The 22,237-nt window shown below is 71.0% G+C and carries 21 protein-coding genes; 4 read left to right on the top strand and 17 right to left on the bottom strand.

Features of this window, described 5'->3' with window-relative positions:
• Position 1: 1 nt before the first annotated feature.
• The 6 genes from gatC to C4J65_RS24535 form a co-directional block, all read right to left on the bottom strand.
• Complete coding sequence (gene gatC / locus C4J65_RS24560) at positions 2–298, bottom strand: Asp-tRNA(Asn)/Glu-tRNA(Gln) amidotransferase subunit GatC (RefSeq protein WP_003973500.1); 297 nt, start codon at positions 296–298, stop codon at positions 2–4.
• Positions 299–822: 524 nt separating this feature from the next.
• Complete coding sequence (gene rmdB / locus C4J65_RS24555; protein WP_115744338.1) at positions 823–3,063, bottom strand: cyclic Di-GMP phosphodiesterase RmdB; 2,241 nt, start codon at positions 3,061–3,063, stop codon at positions 823–825.
• A 257-nt stretch (positions 3,064–3,320) separates the two neighbouring features.
• Positions 3,321–5,528, bottom strand: a complete 2,208-nt coding sequence (gene ligA, locus C4J65_RS24550) for an NAD-dependent DNA ligase LigA (protein WP_115744337.1) — start codon at positions 5,526–5,528, stop codon at positions 3,321–3,323.
• Positions 5,529–5,542: 14 nt separating this feature from the next.
• Positions 5,543–6,538, bottom strand: coding sequence for a methionine synthase (locus tag C4J65_RS24545; RefSeq protein ID WP_115744336.1), 996 nt, complete (start codon positions 6,536–6,538; stop codon positions 5,543–5,545).
• Positions 6,539–6,703: 165 nt separating this feature from the next.
• On the bottom strand, positions 6,704–7,393 hold the full coding sequence (locus C4J65_RS24540) for an SDR family oxidoreductase (protein WP_162833333.1): 690 nt from the start codon (positions 7,391–7,393) through the stop codon (positions 6,704–6,706).
• A gap of 27 nt (positions 7,394–7,420) precedes the next feature.
• Entirely contained in the window at positions 7,421–7,960 is a 540-nt protein-coding gene (locus C4J65_RS24535; protein WP_115746614.1) for a TIGR00730 family Rossman fold protein, read from the bottom strand.
• 91 nt (positions 7,961–8,051) lie between these two features.
• Between C4J65_RS24535 and C4J65_RS24530 the strand changes: the two genes are divergently transcribed.
• Both C4J65_RS24530 and C4J65_RS24525 read left to right on the top strand, forming a co-directional pair.
• Positions 8,052–8,375, top strand: coding sequence for a DUF427 domain-containing protein (locus C4J65_RS24530; RefSeq protein ID WP_115744334.1), 324 nt, complete (start codon positions 8,052–8,054; stop codon positions 8,373–8,375).
• A 37-nt stretch (positions 8,376–8,412) separates the two neighbouring features.
• On the top strand, positions 8,413–9,192 hold the full coding sequence (locus C4J65_RS24525; protein WP_115744333.1) for an alpha/beta hydrolase: 780 nt from the start codon (positions 8,413–8,415) through the stop codon (positions 9,190–9,192).
• Between the two features lie 74 nt (positions 9,193–9,266).
• On the opposite strand, the gene mnmA is transcribed toward C4J65_RS24525, so the two are convergent.
• Positions 9,267–10,397, bottom strand: a complete 1,131-nt coding sequence (mnmA, locus tag C4J65_RS24520; RefSeq protein ID WP_115744332.1) for a tRNA 2-thiouridine(34) synthase MnmA — start codon at positions 10,395–10,397, stop codon at positions 9,267–9,269.
• A 61-nt stretch (positions 10,398–10,458) separates the two neighbouring features.
• Between mnmA and C4J65_RS24515 the strand changes: the two genes are divergently transcribed.
• Positions 10,459–11,187, top strand: coding sequence for an N-acetylmuramoyl-L-alanine amidase (locus C4J65_RS24515; protein ID WP_115744331.1), 729 nt, complete (start codon positions 10,459–10,461; stop codon positions 11,185–11,187).
• Positions 11,188–11,242: 55 nt separating this feature from the next.
• Here C4J65_RS24515 and C4J65_RS24510 read toward each other — a convergent pair whose 3' ends face one another.
• The 3 genes from C4J65_RS24510 to C4J65_RS36395 form a co-directional block, all read right to left on the bottom strand.
• Positions 11,243–12,412 (bottom strand): cysteine desulfurase family protein, encoded by a 1,170-nt coding sequence (locus tag C4J65_RS24510; protein WP_115744330.1) that lies wholly within the window; start codon positions 12,410–12,412, stop codon positions 11,243–11,245.
• A 90-nt stretch (positions 12,413–12,502) separates the two neighbouring features.
• Positions 12,503–12,796 carry a DUF4190 domain-containing protein gene (locus C4J65_RS24505; protein WP_115744329.1) on the bottom strand — a complete coding sequence of 98 codons (294 nt, stop codon included), beginning with the start codon at positions 12,794–12,796 and terminating at the stop codon, positions 12,503–12,505.
• 41 nt (positions 12,797–12,837) lie between these two features.
• Entirely contained in the window at positions 12,838–13,005 is a 168-nt protein-coding gene (locus tag C4J65_RS36395) for a hypothetical protein (RefSeq protein WP_115744328.1), read from the bottom strand.
• Between the two features lie 127 nt (positions 13,006–13,132).
• On the opposite strand from C4J65_RS36395, the gene C4J65_RS24495 reads away from it, so the two are divergent.
• Positions 13,133–13,759 (top strand): TetR family transcriptional regulator, encoded by a 627-nt coding sequence (locus tag C4J65_RS24495; protein ID WP_115744327.1) that lies wholly within the window; start codon positions 13,133–13,135, stop codon positions 13,757–13,759.
• A gap of 12 nt (positions 13,760–13,771) precedes the next feature.
• On the opposite strand, the gene C4J65_RS24490 is transcribed toward C4J65_RS24495, so the two are convergent.
• The 7 genes from C4J65_RS24490 to C4J65_RS24460 all read right to left on the bottom strand — a co-directional run bounded on the left by C4J65_RS24490 (position 13,772) and on the right by C4J65_RS24460 (position 21,960).
• Entirely contained in the window at positions 13,772–14,632 is an 861-nt protein-coding gene (locus C4J65_RS24490; RefSeq protein ID WP_115744326.1) for a thioesterase family protein, read from the bottom strand.
• Positions 14,633–14,741: 109 nt separating this feature from the next.
• Positions 14,742–15,401 carry a trimeric intracellular cation channel family protein gene (locus C4J65_RS24485; RefSeq protein WP_003973517.1) on the bottom strand — a complete coding sequence of 220 codons (660 nt, stop codon included), beginning with the start codon at positions 15,399–15,401 and terminating at the stop codon, positions 14,742–14,744.
• 79 nt (positions 15,402–15,480) lie between these two features.
• Positions 15,481–16,881 carry a dipeptide ABC transporter ATP-binding protein gene (locus tag C4J65_RS24480; RefSeq protein ID WP_115744325.1) on the bottom strand — a complete coding sequence of 467 codons (1,401 nt, stop codon included), beginning with the start codon at positions 16,879–16,881 and terminating at the stop codon, positions 15,481–15,483.
• Positions 16,878–17,975, bottom strand: coding sequence for an ABC transporter ATP-binding protein (locus tag C4J65_RS24475; RefSeq protein WP_115744324.1), 1,098 nt, complete (start codon positions 17,973–17,975; stop codon positions 16,878–16,880). Before C4J65_RS24475 ends, C4J65_RS24480 begins: the two co-directional genes overlap by 4 nt.
• Positions 17,972–18,970 (bottom strand): ABC transporter permease, encoded by a 999-nt coding sequence (locus tag C4J65_RS24470; RefSeq protein ID WP_109036255.1) that lies wholly within the window; start codon positions 18,968–18,970, stop codon positions 17,972–17,974. The genes C4J65_RS24475 and C4J65_RS24470 overlap by 4 nt, the downstream gene beginning before the upstream one ends.
• Before the next feature lie 108 nt (positions 18,971–19,078).
• Positions 19,079–20,881: an ABC transporter substrate-binding protein gene (locus tag C4J65_RS24465; RefSeq protein ID WP_115744323.1), complete on the bottom strand. Its 1,803-nt coding sequence runs from the start codon at positions 20,879–20,881 to the stop codon at positions 19,079–19,081.
• Between the two features lie 71 nt (positions 20,882–20,952).
• Complete coding sequence (locus C4J65_RS24460; protein WP_115744322.1) at positions 20,953–21,960, bottom strand: ABC transporter permease; 1,008 nt, start codon at positions 21,958–21,960, stop codon at positions 20,953–20,955.
• Between the last annotated feature and the right edge of the window lie 277 nt (positions 21,961–22,237).

Below are 22,237 nucleotides of genomic sequence, written 5' to 3'. Positions count from 1 at the left end.
CTTACTCCTCCCCCAGGATCTGCGGCACCTTGAAACGCTGCTGCTCCTGGGCCGGGGCGCCGGAGAGCGCCTGCTCGGGCGTGAGCGACGGACGGACCTCGTCCGGCCGCATGACGTTCGTCAGCGGGAGCGGGTGCGAGGTCGGCGGTACGTCTTGGTCGGCGACCTCGCTGACGCGGGCGACCGCGCCGATGATGTCGTCCAGCTGTCCCGCGAAGTGCTCGAGCTCTTCGGGCTTCAGCTCCAGACGCGCCAGCCGGGCGAGGTGGGCGACCTCCTCGCGCGTGATGCCAGGCATGCAGCGTTCCTCTGGGTGAGTGTGTGGTCGGGGCACCTCGGCCGGGACAAGTCGCTTGTCCCCGTCGATTCGGCCCAATCGGTTTGGCCCAATCCTATGGGGCCGGGCCCCGTGTCCGTTAAACGGTTTCCCCCGGGGCGGTTCCATGGCGCCGCGCGTCCCAGGCCGTGCTGCGCGGGAAGTGGTTGTCGTACGGCTCCGGGAAGTGGTCGTCGTACGGCTCCTGGGCCTGCGGCAGGCTCTCCCGGGTGGCCTCGCCGAGGGCGATGCTCGGGGGTGGCGGAAGTACTGGAAGCGCTCGGCAGTACTAGAAGCGCTCGACGCCCGGGGTCTCGAACCCCTGAAGACGATGGGGCGCACTCAGACCGCGAAGAGCTCCCTTCTGGCATCGCCAGGGACAGGAGCGGCGCCAGCAGATCGCCGGCTGAACGGCTGGCGCCGCTGGAGTCGGCCGTGGCGGCGGCCGCGCGGTACGGGGCTGCCAGGAGCCGGCCGGGTCACGCGGTGTGGTCGTTGTGGTCGGGTCACTCGTCGCTCGCCGCCGCGGGCAGGGCGGCGGCGGTCCGGACCCAGCCTCGGGAGCCGCGGGCGAGCAGCCAGGCGGTGGTCTCCTCCGGGGGCATCGCGGCCGCGACCAGCCAGCCCTGTACGGCGTCGCAGCCGAGGTCCCGCAGGCGCTCCCAGGTCTCGTCGTCCTCCACGCCCTCGGCGACGACGAGCAGGCCGAGCGAGTGGGCGAGGTCGACGGTGCAGCGCACGATCTCGGCGTCCTCGTTGTCGATGGCCAGCCGGGCCACGAACGAGCGGTCGATCTTCAGCTCGCTGACGGGCAGCCTGCGCAGGTGGACGAGGGAGGAGTAGCCGGTGCCGAAGTCGTCCAGGGACATCTTGACGCCGTGTCCGGTCAGCGCGTTGAGGGTGTCGGCCGCGCGCTGCGGGTCCTCCAGGAGGACGTGCTCCGTGATCTCGAGTTGGAGCGCTCCCGCGGGGACTCCGTGCCGGGCCAGCCGGGCGGCCACCGAGCCCGCGAAGCCGGGGGTGTGGACGTCGCGCGGGGAGACGTTGACCGCGACCGGCACGAACAGCCCCTGGGCGCGCCACCGGGCGACCTGGCCCAGCGCCGTCTCCAGTACGTACTCGGTGAGGTGGGGCATCAGCCCGGAGGACTCGGCGATGGCTATGAACTCGTCCGGCGGCACCTTGCCCCGCTCGGGATGCACCCAGCGCACCAGGGCCTCCAGGCCCGCCACCTGCCCGTCGAAGCGGACCTTGGGCTGGTAGTGCAGCTGGACCTCGTGGGCGTCCAGGGCCCGACGCAGGTCGCCGAGGAGGCCGAGCCGGTCCGGGGTGTTGGAGTCCCGTTTGGACTCGTAGACCTCCACGCCGGTGCGGTCCCGCTTCGCCTGGTACATCGCCACGTCGGCGCGGCGCAGCAGTCCCTCGGCGTCCAGCGCGTGGTCGGGGAAGACGGCGACGCCCGCGCTGGCCTCCAGGACCAGGGTGAGCCCGTCCAGGTCCATCGGGGAACTCAGCTCGGCCACCAGGCCCCGGGCCATCCGGGTCGCCGACGTGGTGGAGTCGGCGACGGGCAGTAAGACGGCGAACTCGTCACCGCCGAGCCGGGCGGCCTCCGCCCCGCGCGGCAGGGCCTGCCGCAGCCGGTCGGCGGTCTGCAGCAGCAGCCGGTCGCCGGCGAGGTGCCCGAGCGTGTCGTTGACCGACCGGAAACGGTCGAGGTCGATCAGCATCAGGGCGGCGCGGGCGCCGATGCGCTCGGCGTCGTCCAGTGCGGTCCAGGTGCGCTCCAGGAGCCACTGCCGGTTGGGCAGGCCGGTGAGCGGGTCGCGCAACTGCTCCTCGGCGCGGGCGCGGGCGATCCACAGCGTGGAGTCGAGGGCGATGAGCGGGATGGCGAACAGCGGCAGCAGCAGCGGTTTGGCGACGGCGACGACGCAGACCAGCGGGGCGATGCCGAGCAGCGCGACCGCGACCAGGCCCTGTCTGACCAGGGCGGTGCGGGCGACGGTGGGCAGACCGGGGCGCGGGGTCTGGAGATACCACAGCAGGGCGCGGGTGACGGCGAGGTAGGCGACGGCCACGAGCACCACCTTGGGGGCCGCGTACACCCCCCACGTGGCCGGGTCCCAGGGGTGTTCCACGGAGGGTACGGAGCCGCAGACGCCGAGGAGCAGGGCACCCGCGGCGATGCCGAGGATGTCCACCGCGCCGTGCAGGACGCCCTGCCGCCAGCGGCCCCGGCGGGCTATGCCGACCAGGACGACGACGGTGAGGCTGACCATGCCGGCCGGGACCCAGCCGTACAGCAGCAGGACGGCGAGGGTGAGGGCGGCGCCCGAGCCGGTGCCGCCCCACCAGCGGGAGCGGCCCAGCATGACCAGGTGGCCGACGACGATGCCGGCCAGCACGGCCAGGGACCAGCCGACGGTGCCGGACGGGAAGAGGGCGTGTCCGTCGCTGAACGCCCGGTAGAAACCGGCGCCCAGGACGAAGGCGGCGATCGTGACGACCGCAGCGGGCAACGCGGGCCAGGACAGGTGCCGTTCGCCGTCCGGATCGGCGGGACCCTGGGGGTGTCCGTGCGGGTGGCCATGGTGGTGGCCGACGGCCTGCGGCACGCGGGTGCCCGTCGCGGAAGGCGGGACGCCACCATCGCGTTGCCCGAGCCACCGGCTCACGTGCCACGCGCCCACCATGCGACGCAGGCTCAGCCGTGAGCCCGCGGCGGCGCTCTCGGTCGGTTCCATTCCCGTCCCTCTCACAGCCGGCGGTGCCCACGCCACGCGGCCCCCGCCTCGACCACCTTCAACGGCTCCGCGTCGGAGGCCCCTCCCCCTGTCACTCGGGGCAGGGGGGTGCGCCGACCGCAGCTGGGCACGGCGGGCGCACACCTCAACAGTAGGCCGCGGAAGGCTTCCAGGGGCACTGGTCGTCGACGGTTGCCCGAATGCCACCCGGCCACCCGTATGCATCTGATATGCGCCGATCGGGTGGCCTTCAACCGCTATTCCTCAGCCGAAAGCGCGACGCCCGCCGCCGCTTCGGGTCCTTGTTCGAGCAGAACGGCGAAACCGTCCTCGTTCAGAACCGGCACTTTCAGCTGCATCGCCTTGTCGTACTTCGAACCGGGGTTGTCACCGACCACGACGAACGACGTCTTCTTGGACACCGATCCGGTCACTTTCGCGCCACGGCTCTGCAGGGCGTCCTTGGCGCCGTCCCGGGTGTAGTTCTCCAGGGTGCCGGTGACGACGACGGTGAGTCCTTCGAGCGGGCGCGGCCCTTCGTCCTCCCCCGTCGACCGGTCCTCCAGCGGGACGCCGGCCGCCTTCCACTTGCGGACGATCTCGCGGTGCCAGTCCACGGCGAACCACTCCTTGACGGCGGTGGCGATGGTGCCGCCCACCCCGTCCGTGCTCGCCAGCTCCTCCTCGGTGGCCTGCTCGATGCGGTCGATGGAGCGGAACTCGCGGGCGAGGGCCTGGGCGGCGACCGGCCCGACGTACCGGATGGAGAGGCCGTTGATGAAGCGGGCCAGCGGGCGGGTCTTGGCCTCCTCGATGTGCTGGAGCAGCGCGAGGGTGTTCTTCTTCGGCTCGCCCTCCTTGTTGGCGAAGACCGTGGCGATCTTCTCCTCGCCGGTCTTGGGGTCGCGCTTGGGCAGCCCGCTGTCCGGGTCGAGGACGTACGCCTTGATGGGCAGCAGCTTGTCGACGGTGAGGTCGAAGAGGTCGCCCTCGTCCACCAGCGGCGGCTCGGACGGCTCCAGCGGCCCGGTCAGCGCGGCGGCCACCACCCCGCCGAAGTGCTCGATGTCCAGGCACTCCCGGCCGGCGAGGTAGGCGACCCGCTCACGCAACTGGGCCGGGCAGGCGCGGGCGTTGGGGCAGCGGAGGTCGATGTCGCCCTCCTTCATCGCCTTCAGCGGCGTACCGCACTCGGGGCACTCGGCCGGCATCACGAAGTCCCGCTCGCTGCCGTCCCTGAGGTCGGCGACCGGTCCGAGGATCTCCGGGATCACGTCACCGGCCTTGCGCAGCACCACGGTGTCGCCGATGAGCACGCCCTTGGCCTTGACGACCTCCTGGTTGTGCAGGGTGGCGAACTCCACCTCGCTGCCCGCCACCGTGACCGGCTCGACCTGCGCGTACGGCGTGACACGGCCGGTGCGGCCGACGCCCACCTTGATGTCGACGAGCTTGGTGTTGACCTCCTCCGGCGCGTACTTGTAGGCGATGGCCCAGCGGGGCGCGCGGGCGGTGGACCCGAGCCGGCCCTGGAGGCGGATCTCGTCGAGCTTGACGACGACACCGTCGATCTCGTGGGCGACGGAGTGCCGGTTCTCGCCGTAGTACGCGATGAAGTCCCGTACGCCGTCCAGGCCGTCGACCACCCGGTTGTGCGGGGAGGTGGGCAGGCCCCAGGTCTTCAGCAGGTCGTACGCCTGGGAGAGGCGGGTCAGGCCCGAGTAGCCCTCCAGGATGCCGATGCCGTGGACCACCATGTGCAGCGGGCGGGAGGCGGTGACGCGCGGATCCTTCTGGCGCAGCGAACCGGCCGCCGCGTTGCGCGCGTTGGCGAAGGGCTTGTCCCCCGCCTCGTTCAACCGGGCGTTGAGCTCCTGGAACTTCTCCATCGGGAAGTAGACCTCGCCCCGGATCTCCACCAGGTCGGGGACCTTGTCGCCCGCCAGGCGCTCGGGGATCTCGGCGATGGTGCGGACGTTGGGCGTGATGTCCTCGCCGGTGCGGCCGTCGCCGCGGGTGGCGGCGCGGACGAGGCGGCCGCGCTCGTAGGTGAGGTTGACGGCGAGTCCGTCGACCTTCAGCTCGCACAGGAAGTGGTACTCCTGCTCGCCCAGCTCCCGGGCGATGCGGTCGAACCAGGCGGCCAGCTCGTCGTCGTTGAAGGTGTTGTCCAGGGAGAGCATCCGGGTGGGGTGCTGCACGGCCGTGAACTCGGTCGCGTAGGCGCCGGCGACCTTCTGGGTCGGGGACTCGGGGGTGCGCAGCTCCGGGTGCCGCTCCTCCAGCTCCTCCAGGGTGCGCAGCAGCCGGTCGAACTCCGCGTCGCTGACGACCGGCGCGTCGTTCACGTAGTACCGGAAGCGGTGCTCCTCGATCTGCTCGGCGAGCCGCGCGTGCCGCTCCCGCGCCTCGGCGGGCACGCTCGTCGTCTCCGCCTGCTTGTCGCCCTGCTTGTCGCCGGCCACCGTATGTCCTCCCGTTACTCTGGGTTGTCCGCGAGAGATCTTGCCGCCCGGACGCAGTGGGCGAGCGCGCGCCGGGCGTAGTCCGGGGAGGCACCCGCGAGTCCGCACGCCGGAGTGACCGTGACCGACTCCGCGAGCAGCTCCGGACGCAGCCCCAGCCTGCGCCACAGCGTTCTGACACCCATGACGCTACCGGCAGGGTCCGACAATGCGGTGTCCGTGCCCGGCACGACACCGGTGAAGAGCCGGGTGCCGCCCTCGACGGCCTCGCCGATCGCGTCGTCGTCACGCTCGGTGAGGAGCGCGAAGTCGAAGGAGACGCCCGCGACGCCGGCCCGCCGCAGCAGGGCGAACGGCACGTCCGGTGCGCAGGAGTGGACCACGACGGGGCCGCCGTCGTGTACCCCGGAGACCTCGCGCAGCGCCGCCTCCACGACCTGGCGGTCGACGGCGCGGTGGGTGCGGTAGCCGCTGGCGCTGCGCACCTGGCCGCGCAGCACGGCGGTGAGGGAGGGTTCGTCGAGCTGGAGGACGGGGCGGGCTCCCGGGACGCGGCGCCGGATCTCCGCCAGGTGCAGGCGCAGGCCCTCGGCGAGCGAGGCGGCGAGGTCGCGGCAGGCGCCGGGGTCGGAGAGGACCGCCTCGCCGCCCCGCAGTTCCAGCGCGGCGGCGAGCGTCCACGGGCCGACGGCCTGGACCTTGAGCGGGCCCTCGTACCCCTGGGTGAACTCCTCCAGCGCGTCGAGGTCCTCGCCCAGCCAGGCGCGGGCGCGTTTCGTGTCCCGGCCCGGGCGGTCGCCGAGTCGCCAGCCGCTGGGCTCCACGCGCGCGTACAGCTCGACGAGCATCCCGGCGGTGCGGCCGACCATGTCGGCGCCGGGGCCGCGGGCGGGCAGCTCGGGGAGGAAGGGGAAGTCCTCGAAGCTGCCGGTGGCGGTTCTGGCGGCCTCTCGGGCGTCGTGGCCCGGGAGACTGCCGATGCCGGTGGCGGGGGCGAAGGTGTCGTTCACGGGGCAAGCGTACGCAGGGGTGCGGGGCTTGATTTCGCCCCCGCCGCCCCTTCCCGTTCCCGTCCCCGGGGGCTGCCGCCCCCGGACCCCCGCTTCGGCCTGGACGGCCTCGTCCTCAAACGCCGGACGGGCTGAGTGATCCGGTCCGGGGTTCCCAAAGGGCGCTCACCGTCCCGGGCGTACCGTCAGGTCGTTGACCTCCGCGTCCCTCGGAAGGTCCAGGGCCATCAGGATCGTGGTGGCGACGGACTCGGGGTCGATCCACTTCGCGGGGTCGTACTCCTTGCCCTCCTGCTGGTGGACCTTGGCCTGCATGGGGCTGGCGGTGCGGCCGGGGTAGACCGAGGTGACCCGGACTCCGTTCGCGTGCTCCTCCTGGCGCAGGGCGTCGGCGAGGGCCTTCAGGCCGTGCTTGGAGGCGCCGTACGCGGCCCAGCCGGCGTGGGCGTTGAGCCCGGAGCCGGAGTTGACGAAGAGCACGTGGCCCTGGGCGACGCGGAGCTGGGGCAGCAGCAGGCGGGTCAGCTCTGCGGGGGCGACGAGGTTGACGTTGAGCTGGTTGATCCAGGTCTTCGGGGTGAGGTCGCCGACCGGGCCGAGGTCGACGACCCCCGCGATGTGCAGCAGCGAGTCCACCCGGTCGGGCAGGCTCTGGTGGGAGAGGGCCCAGGACAGCTTGCCCGGGTCGGCGAGGTCCCCGACCAGGGTCCTCGCGCCGGGAAGCGCGGCGGCCAGTTCCTTGGCGCGGCCCGCGTCGCGCGCGTGCAGCACGACCTCGTCACCGCGTTCGTGCAGGCGGCGGGCGACGGCCGCGCCGATGCCGGAGCCCGCTCCGGTGATCACATGTGTAGCCATGCCCGCCATGCTCGCACCACCGGCGTGCTACTCGATGCCCCGGCTCTCCTCCAGGTAGGCGAGCGCGCCGACCGGCTCCTCGGCGAAGAAGACCAGCTCGGTGAGGGGACGGGGCAGGAAGCCCTCGTCCTCCATGCGGCGGAACTGCTCCTTGAGGCCGTCGTAGAAGCCGGTGGTGTTGAGCAGGACGACCGGCTTGTCGGTGTGCCCGTGCTTCTTCAGCTCCAGGATCTCGGTGGCCTCGTCGAGCGTGCCGGTGCCGCCCACCATGATGACGACGGCGTCGGCCTTCTCCAGCAGCAGCCGCTTGCGCTCGGCCAGGTCCTTCGCGATCACCATCTCGTCGGCGCCCTCGCGGGCCTTGGCCGCCAGGAAGTCCACCGAGACCCCGAGCAGTCGTCCGCCGGACTCCTGCACGCCGTCGGCGACCACCTTCATCAGACCGACGTCGGAGCCGCCCCAGACGAGCGTGTGCCCGCCCTTGCCGAGCAGTTCGGCGAACTCCTTGGCGGGGCGCGTGTAGCGCTCGTCGAGGTCGGCGGCGGAGAGGAAGACGCAGATGTTCATGGCGTCCACCGTACGGTCCGCCGGAACGGGAAGAACCCGGCCTCCGGGCACGCTGTAGTGACGAAGGCCACTGCCACCGAGGAGGACGATCGTGACCAAGGGACACCGCATCACCGTCGAACCGAGTGACCGGAACGTGCGCGTGGTGCACGGCGAGCAGGTGCTGGCGGAGAGCGACGGGGCGTTGGTACTGCGGGAGACGGGCCTGCCCGAGCGGTACTACATCCCGCCCCGGGACGTGCGCCTCGACCTGCTGGCCCCCTCCGACACGCAGACCCACTGCCCCTTCAAGGGCGACGCGTCCTACTGGTCGCTGCCGGACGCGGCGGATCTGGTCTGGGCGTACCCGGACCCGAAGCCGGAGGTCGCGGAGATCAAGGACCACCTCTGTTTCTACGAAGTCGAGGTGTCCTGAGCGATGATTCACCTGCCGTAGGGCAGTCTGCACAGGCATGGAGATGACGACTGTTTCGCGTGACGGCACCCGCATCGCCTACGAACGCTCCGGGCGGGGACCGGCGGTCGTGCTCGTCAGCGGCGCGATGTCGACGGGGGCCACGACGGCGCCCCTGGCCGCCGAGCTGTCGGGTCGCTTCGACGTCACCGTGTACGACCGCCGGGGGCGGGGCGAGAGCGGCGACACGGCGCCCTACGCGGTGGAACGCGAGATCGAGGACCTGGCGGCGCTGATCGAGGCACTGGGCGGCGAGGTCTCGCTGTACGGCATGTCGTCGGGCGGTGCGCTGGTGCTCCGGGCGGCGGCGAGCGGTCTGCCGGTGCGCCGGGTCGCCGTGTACGAGGTGCCGTACGCCATGGACGACGCGGCGGTGCGGGCCGGGGCCGAGTACACCGAGCGGCTGGGCGAGGCCCTCGGGCAGGGCAGGCGCGGGGACGCCGTGGAGCTGTTCCTGCGCCATACCGGGCTGGGCGAGGAGATGATCCGGGGTGCCCGGCAGTCCCCCATGTGGGCGGGGATGGAGTCGGTGGCGCCGAGCCTTGCCTACGACGACGCCGTGCTGGGCGACGGCCGGGTGCCCCGCTCCGAGATCGCGGCGATCAGCTGCCCCCTGCTGGTCCTCGCGGGCGGTGCCAGCGACGCGTGGTGGCACGAGGCCGCCCGCGCCGTCGCGGAGGCGGCTCCGGAGGGCACCTACGCCACCGTGGACCGGCAGACCCACATGGTGGAGCCGGGCGTACTGGCGCCGGTGCTGGCGGAGTTCCTCGCCGGATGAGCCGGCGCCGCCGTGCGCCTCGGGGACCGCTCGGCGACGGCCCAGAGACGGCTGAGAGCCGGCTCCCTCCGGGCTCAGGCCACGCCGGCCGTCGCCCGTGTCGTCGACGCGATGGTCGCCGAGCCCACCACGCGGGTGCCGTCGTACAGCACGATCGCCTGGCCGGGGGCGACGCCGCGGACCGGCTCGGTGAAGGTCACCTCCAGGGTGCCGTCGGCCAGTTCGGCCCGTACCTCGGTCTCGCCGCCGTGGGCGCGGAGCTGGGCGGTGTAGGTGCCGGGGCCGGTGGGGGCGGCGCCGCACCAGCGGGGCTTGATCGCGCGGAGGGCGTCGACGTCGAGGGCCTGGGCCGGGCCGACCGTCACGGTGTTGTTCACCGGGGAGATGTCCAGGACGTAGCGCGGCTTGCCGTCGGGGGCCGGGGTGCCGATTCTGAGGCCCTTGCGCTGGCCGATGGTGTAGCCGTAGGCGCCCTCGTGGGTGCCGAGCCGGTTGCCCGCCTCGTCGACGATGTCGCCCTCGGCCCTGCCCAGCCGGTCGGCCAGGAAGCCCTGGGTGTCGCCGTCGGCGATGAAGCAGATGTCGTGCGAGTCGGGCTTCTTGGCCACCGCGAGGCCCCGGCGCTCGGCCTCCGCGCGGATCTCGTCCTTGGTGGTGACCGTGTCGCCGAGCGGGAACATGGCGTGGGCGAGCTGCCGGTCGTCGAGCACGCCGAGGACGTAGCTCTGGTCCTTGGCCATGTCGGAGGCGCGGTGCAGCTCGCGGACGCCGTCCTCGCGCCGGATCACCTGGGCGTAGTGGCCGGTGCAGACGGCGTCGAAGCCGAGCGCGAGGGCCTTGTCGAGGAGGGCCGCGAACTTGATCTTCTCGTTGCAGCGCAGGCACGGGTTGGGAGTGCGGCCTGCCTCGTACTCGGCGACGAAGTCCTCGACCACGTCCTCCCGGAAGCGGTCGGCGAGGTCCCACACGTAGAACGGGATGCCGATGACGTCGGCGGCGCGGCGGGCGTCCCGCGAGTCCTCGAGGGTGCAACAGCCCCGGGCGCCCGTGCGGAAGGACTGCGGGTTGGCGGAGAGCGCCAGATGGACGCCGGTCACGTCGTGCCCCGCCTCGGCCGCGCGGGCGGCGGCTACGGCGGAGTCGACTCCGCCCGACATGGCGGCGAGGACACGGAGGGGACGGGTGCGCTGCGGGGTCTCAGTCATAACTCCTCCAGAGTACGGGGGAAGCGGGAACCGGAGCGCGCTAGTATGCGTTGAAGATCGTATGGGGGCGAAGCAGGGATCCACGAGCGGGTCCACACCGGGCGGGTCGGCCGGCGGCGGGTCCGCGGACGGCGACCGGCGCATCGGCCGCCGCGCGCTGATCGTCGGCGGGGCCGCGGCGGCCGTGGGCACCGGTGTGCTGGCCCGCGACGAGCTGTCCCGGCTGTGGTGGCGGATACCGGGCGTCGAGCGGCCCCGCGAGGACGGCGTGGTCGACTACGCGGGCGCGCGCTGGGTGGCGGCGTCGGACGCGAACTGGCGGCGGGCGGACCGGCCGGACGACTTCGGCATCGACATGGTGATCGTCCATGTCACGCAGGGCAGCTTCGACAGTGCGGTACGGGCCTTCCAGGACCCGGGGCACAAGGCGGCCGCGCACTACATCGTCGGGCAGGACGGGCGCGTCACCCAGATGATCCGCGAGCTGGACGTGGCCTACCACGCGGGCAACCGCGACTACAACGAACGCAGTGTCGGCATCGAGCACGAAGGCTTCGTGGACCGTCCGCAGGACTTCACCGACGCGATGTACGCCGCCTCCGCGCGGCTGACGGCGGGGATCTGCGCGCGGTACGAGATACCCGTGGACCGCAGGCACATCCTCGGCCACGTGGAGGTGCCGGGCACCGACCACACCGACCCGGGGCCGCACTGGGACTGGGACCGGTACCTGAAGCTGGTGCGGCGGGCGGCCACGAGCGCGCCGTCGAAGCCGCCGACCAAGGCCTGAGCCTTACGGCGGCCCGTACGACAGCTCTCTCACCACAGCTCTCTCACCACAGCTCCTACGACAGCCCTGCCGCCCGGGCGCGTTCCACCGCGGGGCCGATCGCCTTGGCGACCGCCTCCACGTCGGCCTGGGTCGAGGTGTGGCCCAGGGAGAAGCGCAGGGTGCCGCGGGCCAGGTCGGGGTCGGTTCCGGTGGCCAGCAGGACGTGGCTGGGCTGGGCGATGCCCGCGGTGCAGGCGGAGCCGGTGGAGCACTCGATGCCCTGGGCGTCGAGCAGGAGGAGGAGGGAGTCGCCCTCGCAGCCGGGGAAGGTGAAGTGGGCGTTGGCCGGGAGGCGGCCCCCCGGCGCCGGGTCGCCGCCGAGGATCGCGTCCGGGACCGCCGTGCGGACGGCGTCGACCAGGTCGTCGCGCAGGGCGCCGATCTCCCGGGCGAACCACTCGCGCTGCTCGGCGGCGAGACGGCCGGCGACCGCGAAGGAGGCGACGGCGGGGACGTCGAGGGTGCCGGAGCGCACGTGGCGTTCCTGGCCGCCGCCGTGCAGGACGGGGACCGGGGTGTACTCCCGGCCGAGCAGCAGCGCGCCGATGCCGTAGGGGCCGCCGATCTTGTGGCCGGAAACGGTCATGGCGGCGAGCCCGGAGGCGGCGAAGTCGACCGGGAGCTGGCCGAAGGCCTGGACCGCGTCGGCGTGCAGCGGCACGTCGAACTCGGCGGCCACGTCGGCGAGTTCCCGGACCGGCATGATGGTGCCGATCTCGTTGTTGGCCCACATGACGGTGGCTAGGGCGACGTCCCCGGGGTCGCGGGCGATGGCCTCACGCAGCGCCTCGGGGTGGACCCGGCCCTGGGCGTCGACCGGCAGGTACTCGACGGTGGCGCCCTCGTGCTCGCCGAGCCAGTGGACGGCGTCGAGGACCGCGTGGTGCTCGACGGGGCTGGCCAGGACCCGGGTGCGGGCCGGGTCGGCGTCGCGTCGTGCCCAGTACAGGCCCTTGACGGCGAGGTTGTCGGCCTCGGTGCCGCCGGAGGTGAGGACCACCTCGCTGGGGCGGGCGCCGAGCGCCTCGGCGAGGGTCTCCCGGGCCTCCTCGACGGTGCGCCGCGCCCGGCGGCCGGACGCGTGGAGGGAGGAGGCGTTGCCGGTGGCGCTCAGGTGCGCGGTAAGCGCCTCGACCGCCTCGGGAAGCATCGGGGTGGTCGCGGCGTGGTCGAGGTAAGCCATGGTGCGGCCGATTCTACGGGGCGGTTCCGCCCGGCCTCAGACCAAGGCCGGCCTCGTCGGGCAGCAGCCGGGACGAGACGGTGAGGTGGTTCACAGGCTCCAGGACATCGTGTTGTCCGCGGACATGAAGGCCAGCAGGACCAGCAGGTCGGCGACGCCCAGGCCGAGACCGAGGAGGGCCCGGCCGCGGCGGGCGGTGCCGCGCCACAGGGCGACGCCCGCCAGGGCGATGGCGATCGGGCCCAGGAAGACATTGAGGACGAGCAGTCCGAGCAGGCCGAGGACGAAGGAGGCGACGGCCATGCCGTCGGTGTCGTGGATGCCGCTACGACGGGTGGTGCGGGGGCTTTCGGTGGTGCGGTCGGCCGGTGCGGTGAGCTGCATGGTGTTCTCCCTGCCGTGCGTCGGTGGAGGTGCGAGGTGCGTCAGTGGGCGGAGGTGCTCCGCCGGCGGCCGTGCCGCTCGCGGACCGCGAAGATGCCGAGCCAGACGGCGATGACCAGACCCGCCGCGACGGAGAAGGTCAGCGGTGCGTGGGCGACGGCGCCCAGGAGCACACCGAGGAGCAGGAGTGCGACGACGAGAAACAGCATGGAACGGATCCCCCAACCTTGCGCGGACGCTTCGGTGAACGATTGTGGTTACAGTTGTTCACTGACTTCTCAGTCTAGCGCGGGGCACGGCTTTTCAATTCCAGAGAACAGTTGTTAACTGCATGGCATGAGTCACACCCCCGGCGTTCGGCAGGCGCAGAAGCAGAAGACCCGGCAGGCGCTCCTGGACGCGGCGCTCGGCCTGCTGGAGGAGCAGAGCCTGAGCAGCCTGGGACTGCGCGAGGTCACCCGTGCCGTGGGGGTCGCCCCGACCGCCTTCTACCGGCACTTCCACTCCACGGCGGATCTCGGTGTGGCGCTGGTCGAGGAGGCGCTGGGCAGCCTGCACCCGATGATCCGGACCACCATGTCACCGGCCGAGGACGACGACGAACGCATCGCCCGCGCGGTCGAGTTGATCGCCGGTCATGTGGCCGCGCACCCGGCCCACGTCCGTTTCATCGCGCGGGAGCGGCACGGCGGCGTGCAGCCGGTGCGCCGGGCGATACGGGAGCAGTTGGCGCGGTTCGCCGAGGAGGTGCGGGCCGAACTGGCCACGGACGCGTCGGCGGCGGGCTGGAGCGAGACCGACCTGCGCATGCTGGCGGGCCTCTACGTCGACCAGATGCTGATCACGGCGTCCCTGTTCCTGGAGACGCTGGACGCCCCGGAAGAGGAGCGCCGCCGGGCCGTCGAGACGGCACGGCGGCAACTGCGGCTGATCAGCGTCGGCCGCACGCACTGGCTGGACTGAGCAGCCCCGGGGTCAGCCGAGCCGGACCCGGGCCAGCTGGCGGGACTGGGCGACCAGGCGGTCGGCGCTGTCCCAGACCTCGGCGTCCTCCTCCAGGAAGCCGCCGGCGAGGTTGCGGGTGGTGATGGAGACCCGCAGCGGGCCCGGCGCCGGGCGGCACCGCACGTGCGCGGTCAGCTCGACCGTGGGCACCCAGCCCTTGAGGCCCAGCTCGAAGGCGGTCGGGGGCAGTGCGTCCACCGCGAGGAGCAGCGAGAGCGGGTCGGCGTCGCGGCCGTCGGCGAGACCGAACCAGGCCCGCATCTCGCCCCGGCCCGAGGGCTGCCCCAGCGCCCAGCCCAGGGTGGCGGGGTCGAGCTTGAGCATCAGCCGGTCGGCGATGGCCGAGCTGCCGTCCACGGGGGCGGGGCCGTCCTCCGGGCCGAAGCACTGGTCCATCGGCGGGATCACGGGCGGCTTCGCCGAGGTGCGGACATCGTCGGGCAGGGCGCCGAGGTCGCCGTAGGACGCGAGCACGCGGATGCGTTCGACCTCGTTGCCCTCGTCGTCGTACTGGAAGAGGGAGGCCTGGCCGGTGGAGAGGGTGCGGCCCGTGCGGACGGTCTCGGTGCGCACGACCGCCGGGCCCGGCCGGGAGGCGGTGAGGTAGTGCGCCGAGATGGTGAACGGGTCGGGGTGCGGGAGCGCGTCACCGAGGGCCCGGCCCAGGACGGCCAGCAGGTAGCCACCGTTGACGGCGTTGATGATCGTCCAGCCGGCCGAGAGGTCGAGGTCGTAGACGCCGGGCGCGCGCGGGATGACGGCGGTGTCCCGGTCGAACTCACTGTCGCCGATGGTGGCCCGTACGGCCGCTGCGGAGGCTGCTTCTGGCATGACTGCACGGTACAACAGGAAACTACTAAGCGGTAGCTTTCTCTTCTTCCTCGCCGTGCTCCTGGCCGACGCCCTCGGCGACCGCGACCGGCCCCCGGGTGTTCCCCGGTCAGTCCCCCTCCACCACCGTCGACCGGCGGTTCCAGGCGCGCGGTGCCCGCCAGTGGAAGCGCAGGGCGAGCAGCCGGAGGACGAAGGCGGTGACGACCGCGAGCCCGCTGGTGAACGGGGTGAGCGCCTCGTAGCGGATGCACAGGGCGACCATCGCGGAGCCGACGATCGCCGGGACGGCGTACAGGTCGCGGTCCCAGCGCAGCAGTGAGGGCACCTCGTTGGCGAGCACGTCGCGCAGGACGCCGCCGCCCACCGCGGTGGTCAGGCCCAGACAGGCGGAGGCGGTCAGGCCGAGGCCGTAGTCGTACGCCTTGGTGGTGCCGGCGACGCAGAACAGGCCGAGCCCGGCCGCGTCGAAGATGTTCACGCCGGTCTGGAGGCGCTCCACGTGGGGGTGGAGGAAGAAGACCAGCAGGGTCGCCAGCAGCGGGGTGAGGAAGTACCCGAGGTCGGTGAAGGCGGCGGGCGGCACCGCGCCGATCACCAGGTCCCGGAACAGCCCGCCGCCCAGCGCGGTGACCTCGGCGAGGACGGCGATGCCGAAGACGTCGAAGTTCTTGCGTACGGCCAGCAGCGCGCCGGAGATGGCGAAGACGAAGATGCCGACCAGGTCGAGCGTGTGCTGGACGGTGGGGCTGAAGAGTTGCTCGTACACCCTTCCATTCTTACCTGCCGAAGAGCCCCCGCCTTACAAACGAAGGCGGGGGCTCCCGGGCAGAGCGTAGTGAACGCGGTCACTTCTCCTTGGCGGGAGGCTCCTCGTCGGTGCTCCCGGCACTCTCCGCGGCGGGCTCGTCGCCGTCCGAGGCGGCATCGTCAGACACGGCGTCCTTCGACACGGCATCGTCCGACGCGGCGTCCTTCGACACGGCATCGTCCGACGCGGCGTCCTTCGACGCGGCGCCCTTCGACGCGGTGTCCTCCGAAGCCTCGACCTCCGCGGCCACCGCCGCCGAGGTCGCCGCCGACTCGGCCAGCGCGTCCTCCGACACCAGCTCCGCGGCCTCCTTGGCGGCGGTGAGCAGGACGACGTCCTGCGGGGCCTGGTCCTCGAAGTTCTCCGGGTGGTGGCAGGCCACCTGCTGGCCCGGCCGCAGCTCCTTGAGCGGCGGCTCGGTGGTCGTGCAGATCTGCGTCGCTTTCCAGCACCGGGTGTGGAAACGGCAGCCGCTCGGCGGGGCGATCGGCGAGGGCACGTCGCCCTTGAGCAGGATGCGCTCGCTCTTCGCACCGCGCCTCGCCGGGTCCGGGATCGGGACCGCCGACATCAGCGCCTTGGTGTACGGGTGCATCGGCGACTTGTAGAGCAGGTCGCGGTCGGCCAGCTCCATGATCTTGCCGAGGTACATCACCGCGATGCGGTCCGAGACGTGCCGGACCACCGAGAGGTCGTGCGCGATGATCACGTACGTCAGGCCCAGCTCGCTCTGGAGGTCGTCGAGCAGGTTGACGACCTGGGCCTGGATCGACACGTCGAGCGCGGAGACCGGCTCGTCGGCCACGACCAGCCTCGGGTTGAGCGCGAGCGCGCGGGCGATGCCGATGCGCTGGCGCTGGCCGCCGGAGAACTCGTGCGGGTAGCGGTTGTAGTGCTCGGGGTTGAGCCCGACCACCGACAGCAGCCGCTGCACCTCCTTCTTCACCCCGCCCTCGGGCTGGACGCCCTGGAGCTTGAAGGGGGCGCTGACGATCGTGCCGATGGTGTGGCGCGGGTTCAGCGAGGAGTACGGGTCCTGGAAGATCATCTGCACGTCGCGGCGCAGCGGACGCATGCCGCCGACCCCGAGGTGGGTGATGTCCTTGCCCTGGAACTCGACCTTGCCCGCGGTCGGTTCGAGCAGCCGGGTGATGAGCCGGCCCATGGTCGACTTGCCGCAGCCGGACTCGCCCACGACGCCGAGGGTTTCACCGGAGCGGACCTCGAAGTCGATGCCGTCGACGGCGCGGACGGCGCCGACCTGGCGCTGCAGCAGGCCCTTCCTGATGGGGAAGTGCTTCTGCAGCCCGGTCACCTTGAGCAGGGTGTCGCCGGGGGCCGCACCCTTGGTGAGGGTGGCGGTCCCGGCGGACTTGTCCTCGGTGCCGTCGCTCTGCGCGGGGATGGACACCGCTTCGTCCTTGGCTTCGTCGCTCACAGCTTCGGCGCAATCTCTTCGGTCCAGATACGCTCCCGCTGCTCCTGCGACATGTGGCAGGCGGCCCAGTGCTTGCTGCCGACCTCGGTCAGCTCGGGGCGGACCGTGCGGGTGACGTCGTCCTTGGGCACGTCGGCGTACGGGCAGCGCGGGTTGAAGGCGCAGCCGGACGGGAGGTTGATGAGGGAGGGCGGCGAGCCCTTGACCGGGATGAGGCGTTCCTGCTGGTCGCGGTCGAGCCGCGGCATCGAGCCGAGCAGGCCCCAGGTGTAGGGGTGCCGCGGCTCGTAGAACACCTTCTCCGCCGGACCGCGCTCCACGCACCGGCCGCCGTACATCACCAGGAGGTCGTCGGCCAGCTCGGCGACGACGCCCAGGTCGTGGGTGATGACGATGACCGCGGAGCCGAACTCCTTCTGCAGGTCCCGGATGAGGTCGAGGATCTGCGCCTGGACGGTGACGTCCAGGGCCGTGGTCGGCTCGTCCGCGATGAGCAGCTCGGGGTTGTTCACCAACGACATCGCGATCATCGCGCGCTGGCGCATACCGCCGGAGAACTCGTGCGGGTAGCTGTCCACCCGCTTGTCGGGCTGCGGGATGCCGACCCGGTCGAGCATCTCCACCGCGCGGCGCTTGGCGGTCTTCTTGTCCACCTTGTGGTGGATGCGGTACGCCTCCACGATCTGCTGGCCGATCGTGAAGTACGGGTGCAGCGCGGACAGCGGATCCTGGAAGATCATCGCCATCTCGCGGCCGCGCAGCTTGCGCACGTGGTCGGGGTCGGCGGACAGCAGCTCGGTGCCGTCCAGCCAGATCTCGCCCGATATCCGCGCCTTGCGCTTGCCGTACTGGCCGGCGGTGTGCAGGCCCATGATGCCGAGCGAGGTCACCGACTTGCCGGAGCCGGACTCGCCCACGATGCCGAGGGTCTTGCCCTTCTCCAACTGGAAGGAGAGCCCGTCCACGGACTTGACCAGGCCGTCGTCGGTCGGGAAGTGGACCTTGAGGTCGCGGACTTCCAGGAAGGCGGTCGGCGCGGGCGAGCTGCCGGTGGGCTCGCCCACCGCTGCCCCGCTCTTGCTCAGTTCGGTCATGCGAGCCTCACTCGGGGGTCGATCACGGCGTACAGGATGTCCACCACGAGGTTGGCGATCAGCACCGCGAGGGACGTGATCAGGACGACACCCAGGATGAAGGGCAGGTCGTGGTTCTTGATCGCGTCCAGCACCTTCTGGCCGAGGCCGGGAAGGCTGAACGTGGTCTCGGTCAGGATAGCGCCGCCCATCAGGGCGCCGAGGTCCATGCCGAGCATGGTGAGCAGGGGGGTCAGGGTCGATCGCATCGCGTGCTTGCTGATGACGACCTGTTCCTTGAGGCCCTTGGCCCGCGCGGTGCGGATGTAGTCCTCGCCGAGGATCTCCAGCATGGTGGCGCGGGTGATCCGGGCGTACATCGCGGCGTACAGGAAGGCCAGGGTGATCCAGGGCAGGATCATGCCGCCGAGCCATCCGGTGAGACTGTCCTCGAGCGGTACGAACTCACCGTCGATCCAGCCGAGACCGTAGGAGAAGATCGCCAGGCTCAGCAGACCGGTGAAGTAGATGGGGAGGGAGACACCCGCCAGGGCGACGACCATCGCGCCGCGGTCCCACAACGTGCCGCGCTTGAGGGCGGAGAGCACACCGGCGGCCACGCCGAAGATCAGCCACAGCACGGCGGCACCGAGCGCGAGAGCCAGGGTCACCGGGAAACGCTCGGTCAGCACCGGCCAGACCGACTGCTCGGTCTTGAAGGAGTAGCCGAAGCAGGGCGCGGCGCATTGGGTCACGTCGCCGCCGGCCGCGTAGGTGCGACCCGCGAAGATGCCCTTGAAGAACTCCCAGGCCTGGACGAAGACCGGGTCGCCCAGACCCAGCTTCTCCCGCACACCCTCGACGGCGGCGGGGTCCGCCTGCTTGCCGACGAAGTTCAGGGCGATGTCGACCCCGGCCCACTTGGGGACGAGGAAGAAGATGCAGAAGACCACCAGGATGATGACCACGAGCATCACTGCGGCGGCGAACAGCCGCCTGATGAGGTAAGCGAGCACGGGTTGCGGCCCGCTGCGTCCCGCGGGCCGCCGGAGGTTGTCCGACGGCCCGCGGTCACGCCGCGCCGGCCTTCACCTGCCTTTCGTGCCGTACGGCGGGTGTACCGGTTACTTCTTGGGGTTCTTCAGACCGATGTTCACGAAGTCGTACATACCGCTGTAGGCGTCGGTGGTGTACACGTTCGCGATGTTGCTGGAGCGCCAGTTGATGAACTTCTCGAAGACGAAGGGCAGGTAGTACGCGCCCTCCATCACCTTGTGGTTGATCTCCGTGGCGATCTGCTTCTTGCCCGCGTCGTCCTTGGCCGTCAGGTAGTCGGCGAAGAGACCGTCGATCTTCGGGTCGTCGATCATCGCGAAGTTGTTGTTCGCGCTGTCGAGGATGTAGTCGCTGTGCCACAGCGGCAGACCGTAGCCCTGCACGGACGGGAAGTCCGGGCCCCAGCCCATGATGATGATGCCGTAGCCCTTCTTCTGCACGTTCGAGGGGCTGCCGATGACGCTGGCGTACTGCGAGCCGTCGTACTGGTCGATCTCGACGTCGATGCCGACCTTCTTCAGCGAGGCCTGGAGGGACTCGGCGGTGGCGACCTCGACCGGCTTGTTGTTGCGGACCGCGATGGTGGTCTTGAAGCCGTCCGGCTTGTTGCAGGCCTTCAGCTCTTCCTTGGCCTTCTCGACGTTGCCCTTCTTGTTGGCACCGGACATCTCGTACGGGTCGTACTTCTGGCCCTCGGAGCCCGGAACGGCGGGCGGCAGCATGTTGGTGCCGATGTCACCGCCGGCGACCGGGCCACCGCGCGCGGTCTGCAGCGAGACGTGGTCGGCCCCGTAGAGCACGGCCTTGCGGCAGTGGATGTTGTCGAACGGCTTCACGTTCTGCGGGAACGCCGCGTACCGGATGTAACCCGAGACCGGGTTGTCCAGGTTGGCCTTGTGCTCCTTCAGGGCGGTGGTGCGGCCCTGCGGGGACAGACCGGTCTGCGCCAGGTCGATGTCGTAGTCGCCGGCGATGAGGCGGGCGTCCATGTCGTTGGCGTTGGTGAAGAACTTGATCGTGATCTTGTCCGGGTACGCCTTGCGGACCGGGTCCGAGGCCTGCTTCCACTCGGTGTTGCGGACCAGGGTCAGGTCCTTGCCGGGGTTGTAGGACTCGAACTTGTACGGACCCGAGGAGAACGGGTGCAGGCCGTACTTGGACTTGGTGTCCTTGTCCTGGCGGACCGGGGACGCCGAGGTCAGCGCGAGCATCTCCTCGAAGTCCGAGTTGGCCTGCGGCAGGTGGAAGACGATGGTCTTGTCGTCCGGCGTCTCGATCGACTTCAGACCGAGCTTGTCCGCGGACTTGTCCTTGTACGGGCCCTGGTACTCGCCCTTGGGGTCGAGCACCTCCTTGAGGTACGTCGGGCCGCCGGACAGCACGTCCTGCGCCCAGACGCGCTCGATGCCGTACTTGACGTCCTTGGAGGTGATCGGCTTGCCGTCCTCCCAGGTGACGCCGTCACGCAGGGTGTACGTGTAGGTCTTGCCGTCTGCCGAGACCTTGGCGACGTCGGTGGCGAGGTCGGGGGTGGTCTCGGCGCCGGTGGCACCCGGCTCGGTCTTGTTCGTGACCAGCTGGCGGCTGTAGTAGCGGGAGAAGTCCCACATGAAGCCGTAGTAGCCGCGCGTGGTGTCCCACGAGTCGGCGTCCTGCGTGCTGGCGAACTTCAGCGTGCCGCCCTTCTTGGCCTCGGAGGCCTGGGCGACCTTGTTGTTGGCTGCGTCGTAGCCGGCCGCGCCGTTCTTCGAACCGCCGCCGTTGTCGTCGTCGCCGCCTCCGCCGCACGCCGCCGTGGTCAGCAGCGCGGCGACCACTGCGGCAGCGGCCAAAGCCTGCTTGCGCCGCCCTGAGGTGCGTTGGGTAGTCACGATCTCGGATCCTCCGGATTAGATGAGAGACCCCGTGCAGGTGCCACGGGTCGCCTTGCGGTACGGCAGGGTCAGCGGGAGCCCTTCGGGTCCAGCGCGTCGCGCACGCCGTCACCGAAGAGGTTGAAGGCAAGAACGGTGATGAAGATCGCCACACCGGGGACCACCATGTACATGGGGTCCGACTTGTAGTAGTCGATCGCGCTCGAGAGCATCTGCCCCCAGGACGACGTGGGCGGCTTGACGCCCACGCCCAGGAAGCTGAGCGCCGCCTCGGTGAGGATGTTGGTGGGGATCATCATCGTCGTGTACACGATGATCGGCGCCACCAGGTTGGGCAGCAGTTCCTTGAAGAGGATGTAGAACCGTCCGGCCCCCAGCGACCGGGCCGCCTCGACGTACTCCCGTTCGCGCATCGAGAGTGTCTGGCCGCGGACCACGCGACCGATGTAGGGCCAGCCGAAGAAGCCGATGACCACGATCATCATGAGCAGGCGCACGCCCGTGCCGCTCAGTCCGAGCATGTTGTCCGGCATGACGGAGACCAGGGCGATGATGAAGAGCAGCTGCGGGAAGGCCAGCAGGCCGTCCATGACGCGGCAGATGAGGGAGTCGACCCAGCCGCCGAAGAAGCCCGCGAGGACACCGAGGACGGTGCCGAGGACCACGGCGACCATGGCGGACAGGAAGCCGACGAGCAGCGAGATCCGTGCGCCGTGGACGATGCGGGCGAAGATGTCGCGGCCGTTGACCGGCTCCACGCCGAGCCAGTGCTCGCCGCCGACGCCGCCCAGGGAACCCGTCGGGGTACCGAACAGCGGGTCGATCATGTCCTCGTTGTACGCGTTGGGGTCCTGCCCGTAGAGGGAGGTGATCAAGGGCGCGAACACGGCGACCACGACGAGGACCAGCACGACGATGCCGCCCGCGAGGGCCAGCTTGTCCCGCTTCAGGCGCTCCCAGGCGATCCGGCCCAGGGAGCGCCCTTGTACCGACTTGGCCTCGGCGCCGGCGACCGCCGCTTCCTCTGCCGCACTCGGGGCCGCTTCCGCGGTCGGCTCGTGCAATGGTGCCGTCATCTGGCAGGGACCCCTCTCAACCGGCGGTAGCCGGCCCGCACTTGCCGCTGTAGCGGCGTGATCAGTCCGTCGTACAAAGAGGCGAGCATCCACCCCTTGTTGCGGGAGTCTTCAACGCTTTGGCGATCTGTAGCCAGACTTGACGGGGAATGGATGCGCAACCGTGATGCTGTTTGAGGTGTTCCGTTATCCGGACAGTGGGTAACGGGGGCCGGACACGGGCGAGTTGGGACATCCAGGACAAGATGGTGCTTTGCGTCGCCATCTACGCGCGAAG

Origin of the sequence: Streptomyces sp. CB09001 (assembly GCF_003369795.1) — a bacterium.
Lineage (GTDB): Bacteria > Actinomycetota > Actinomycetes > Streptomycetales > Streptomycetaceae > Streptomyces.
Note: the sequence above shows the minus strand (reverse complement) of the source record. Positions and strands in the feature narration are given on the sequence as shown.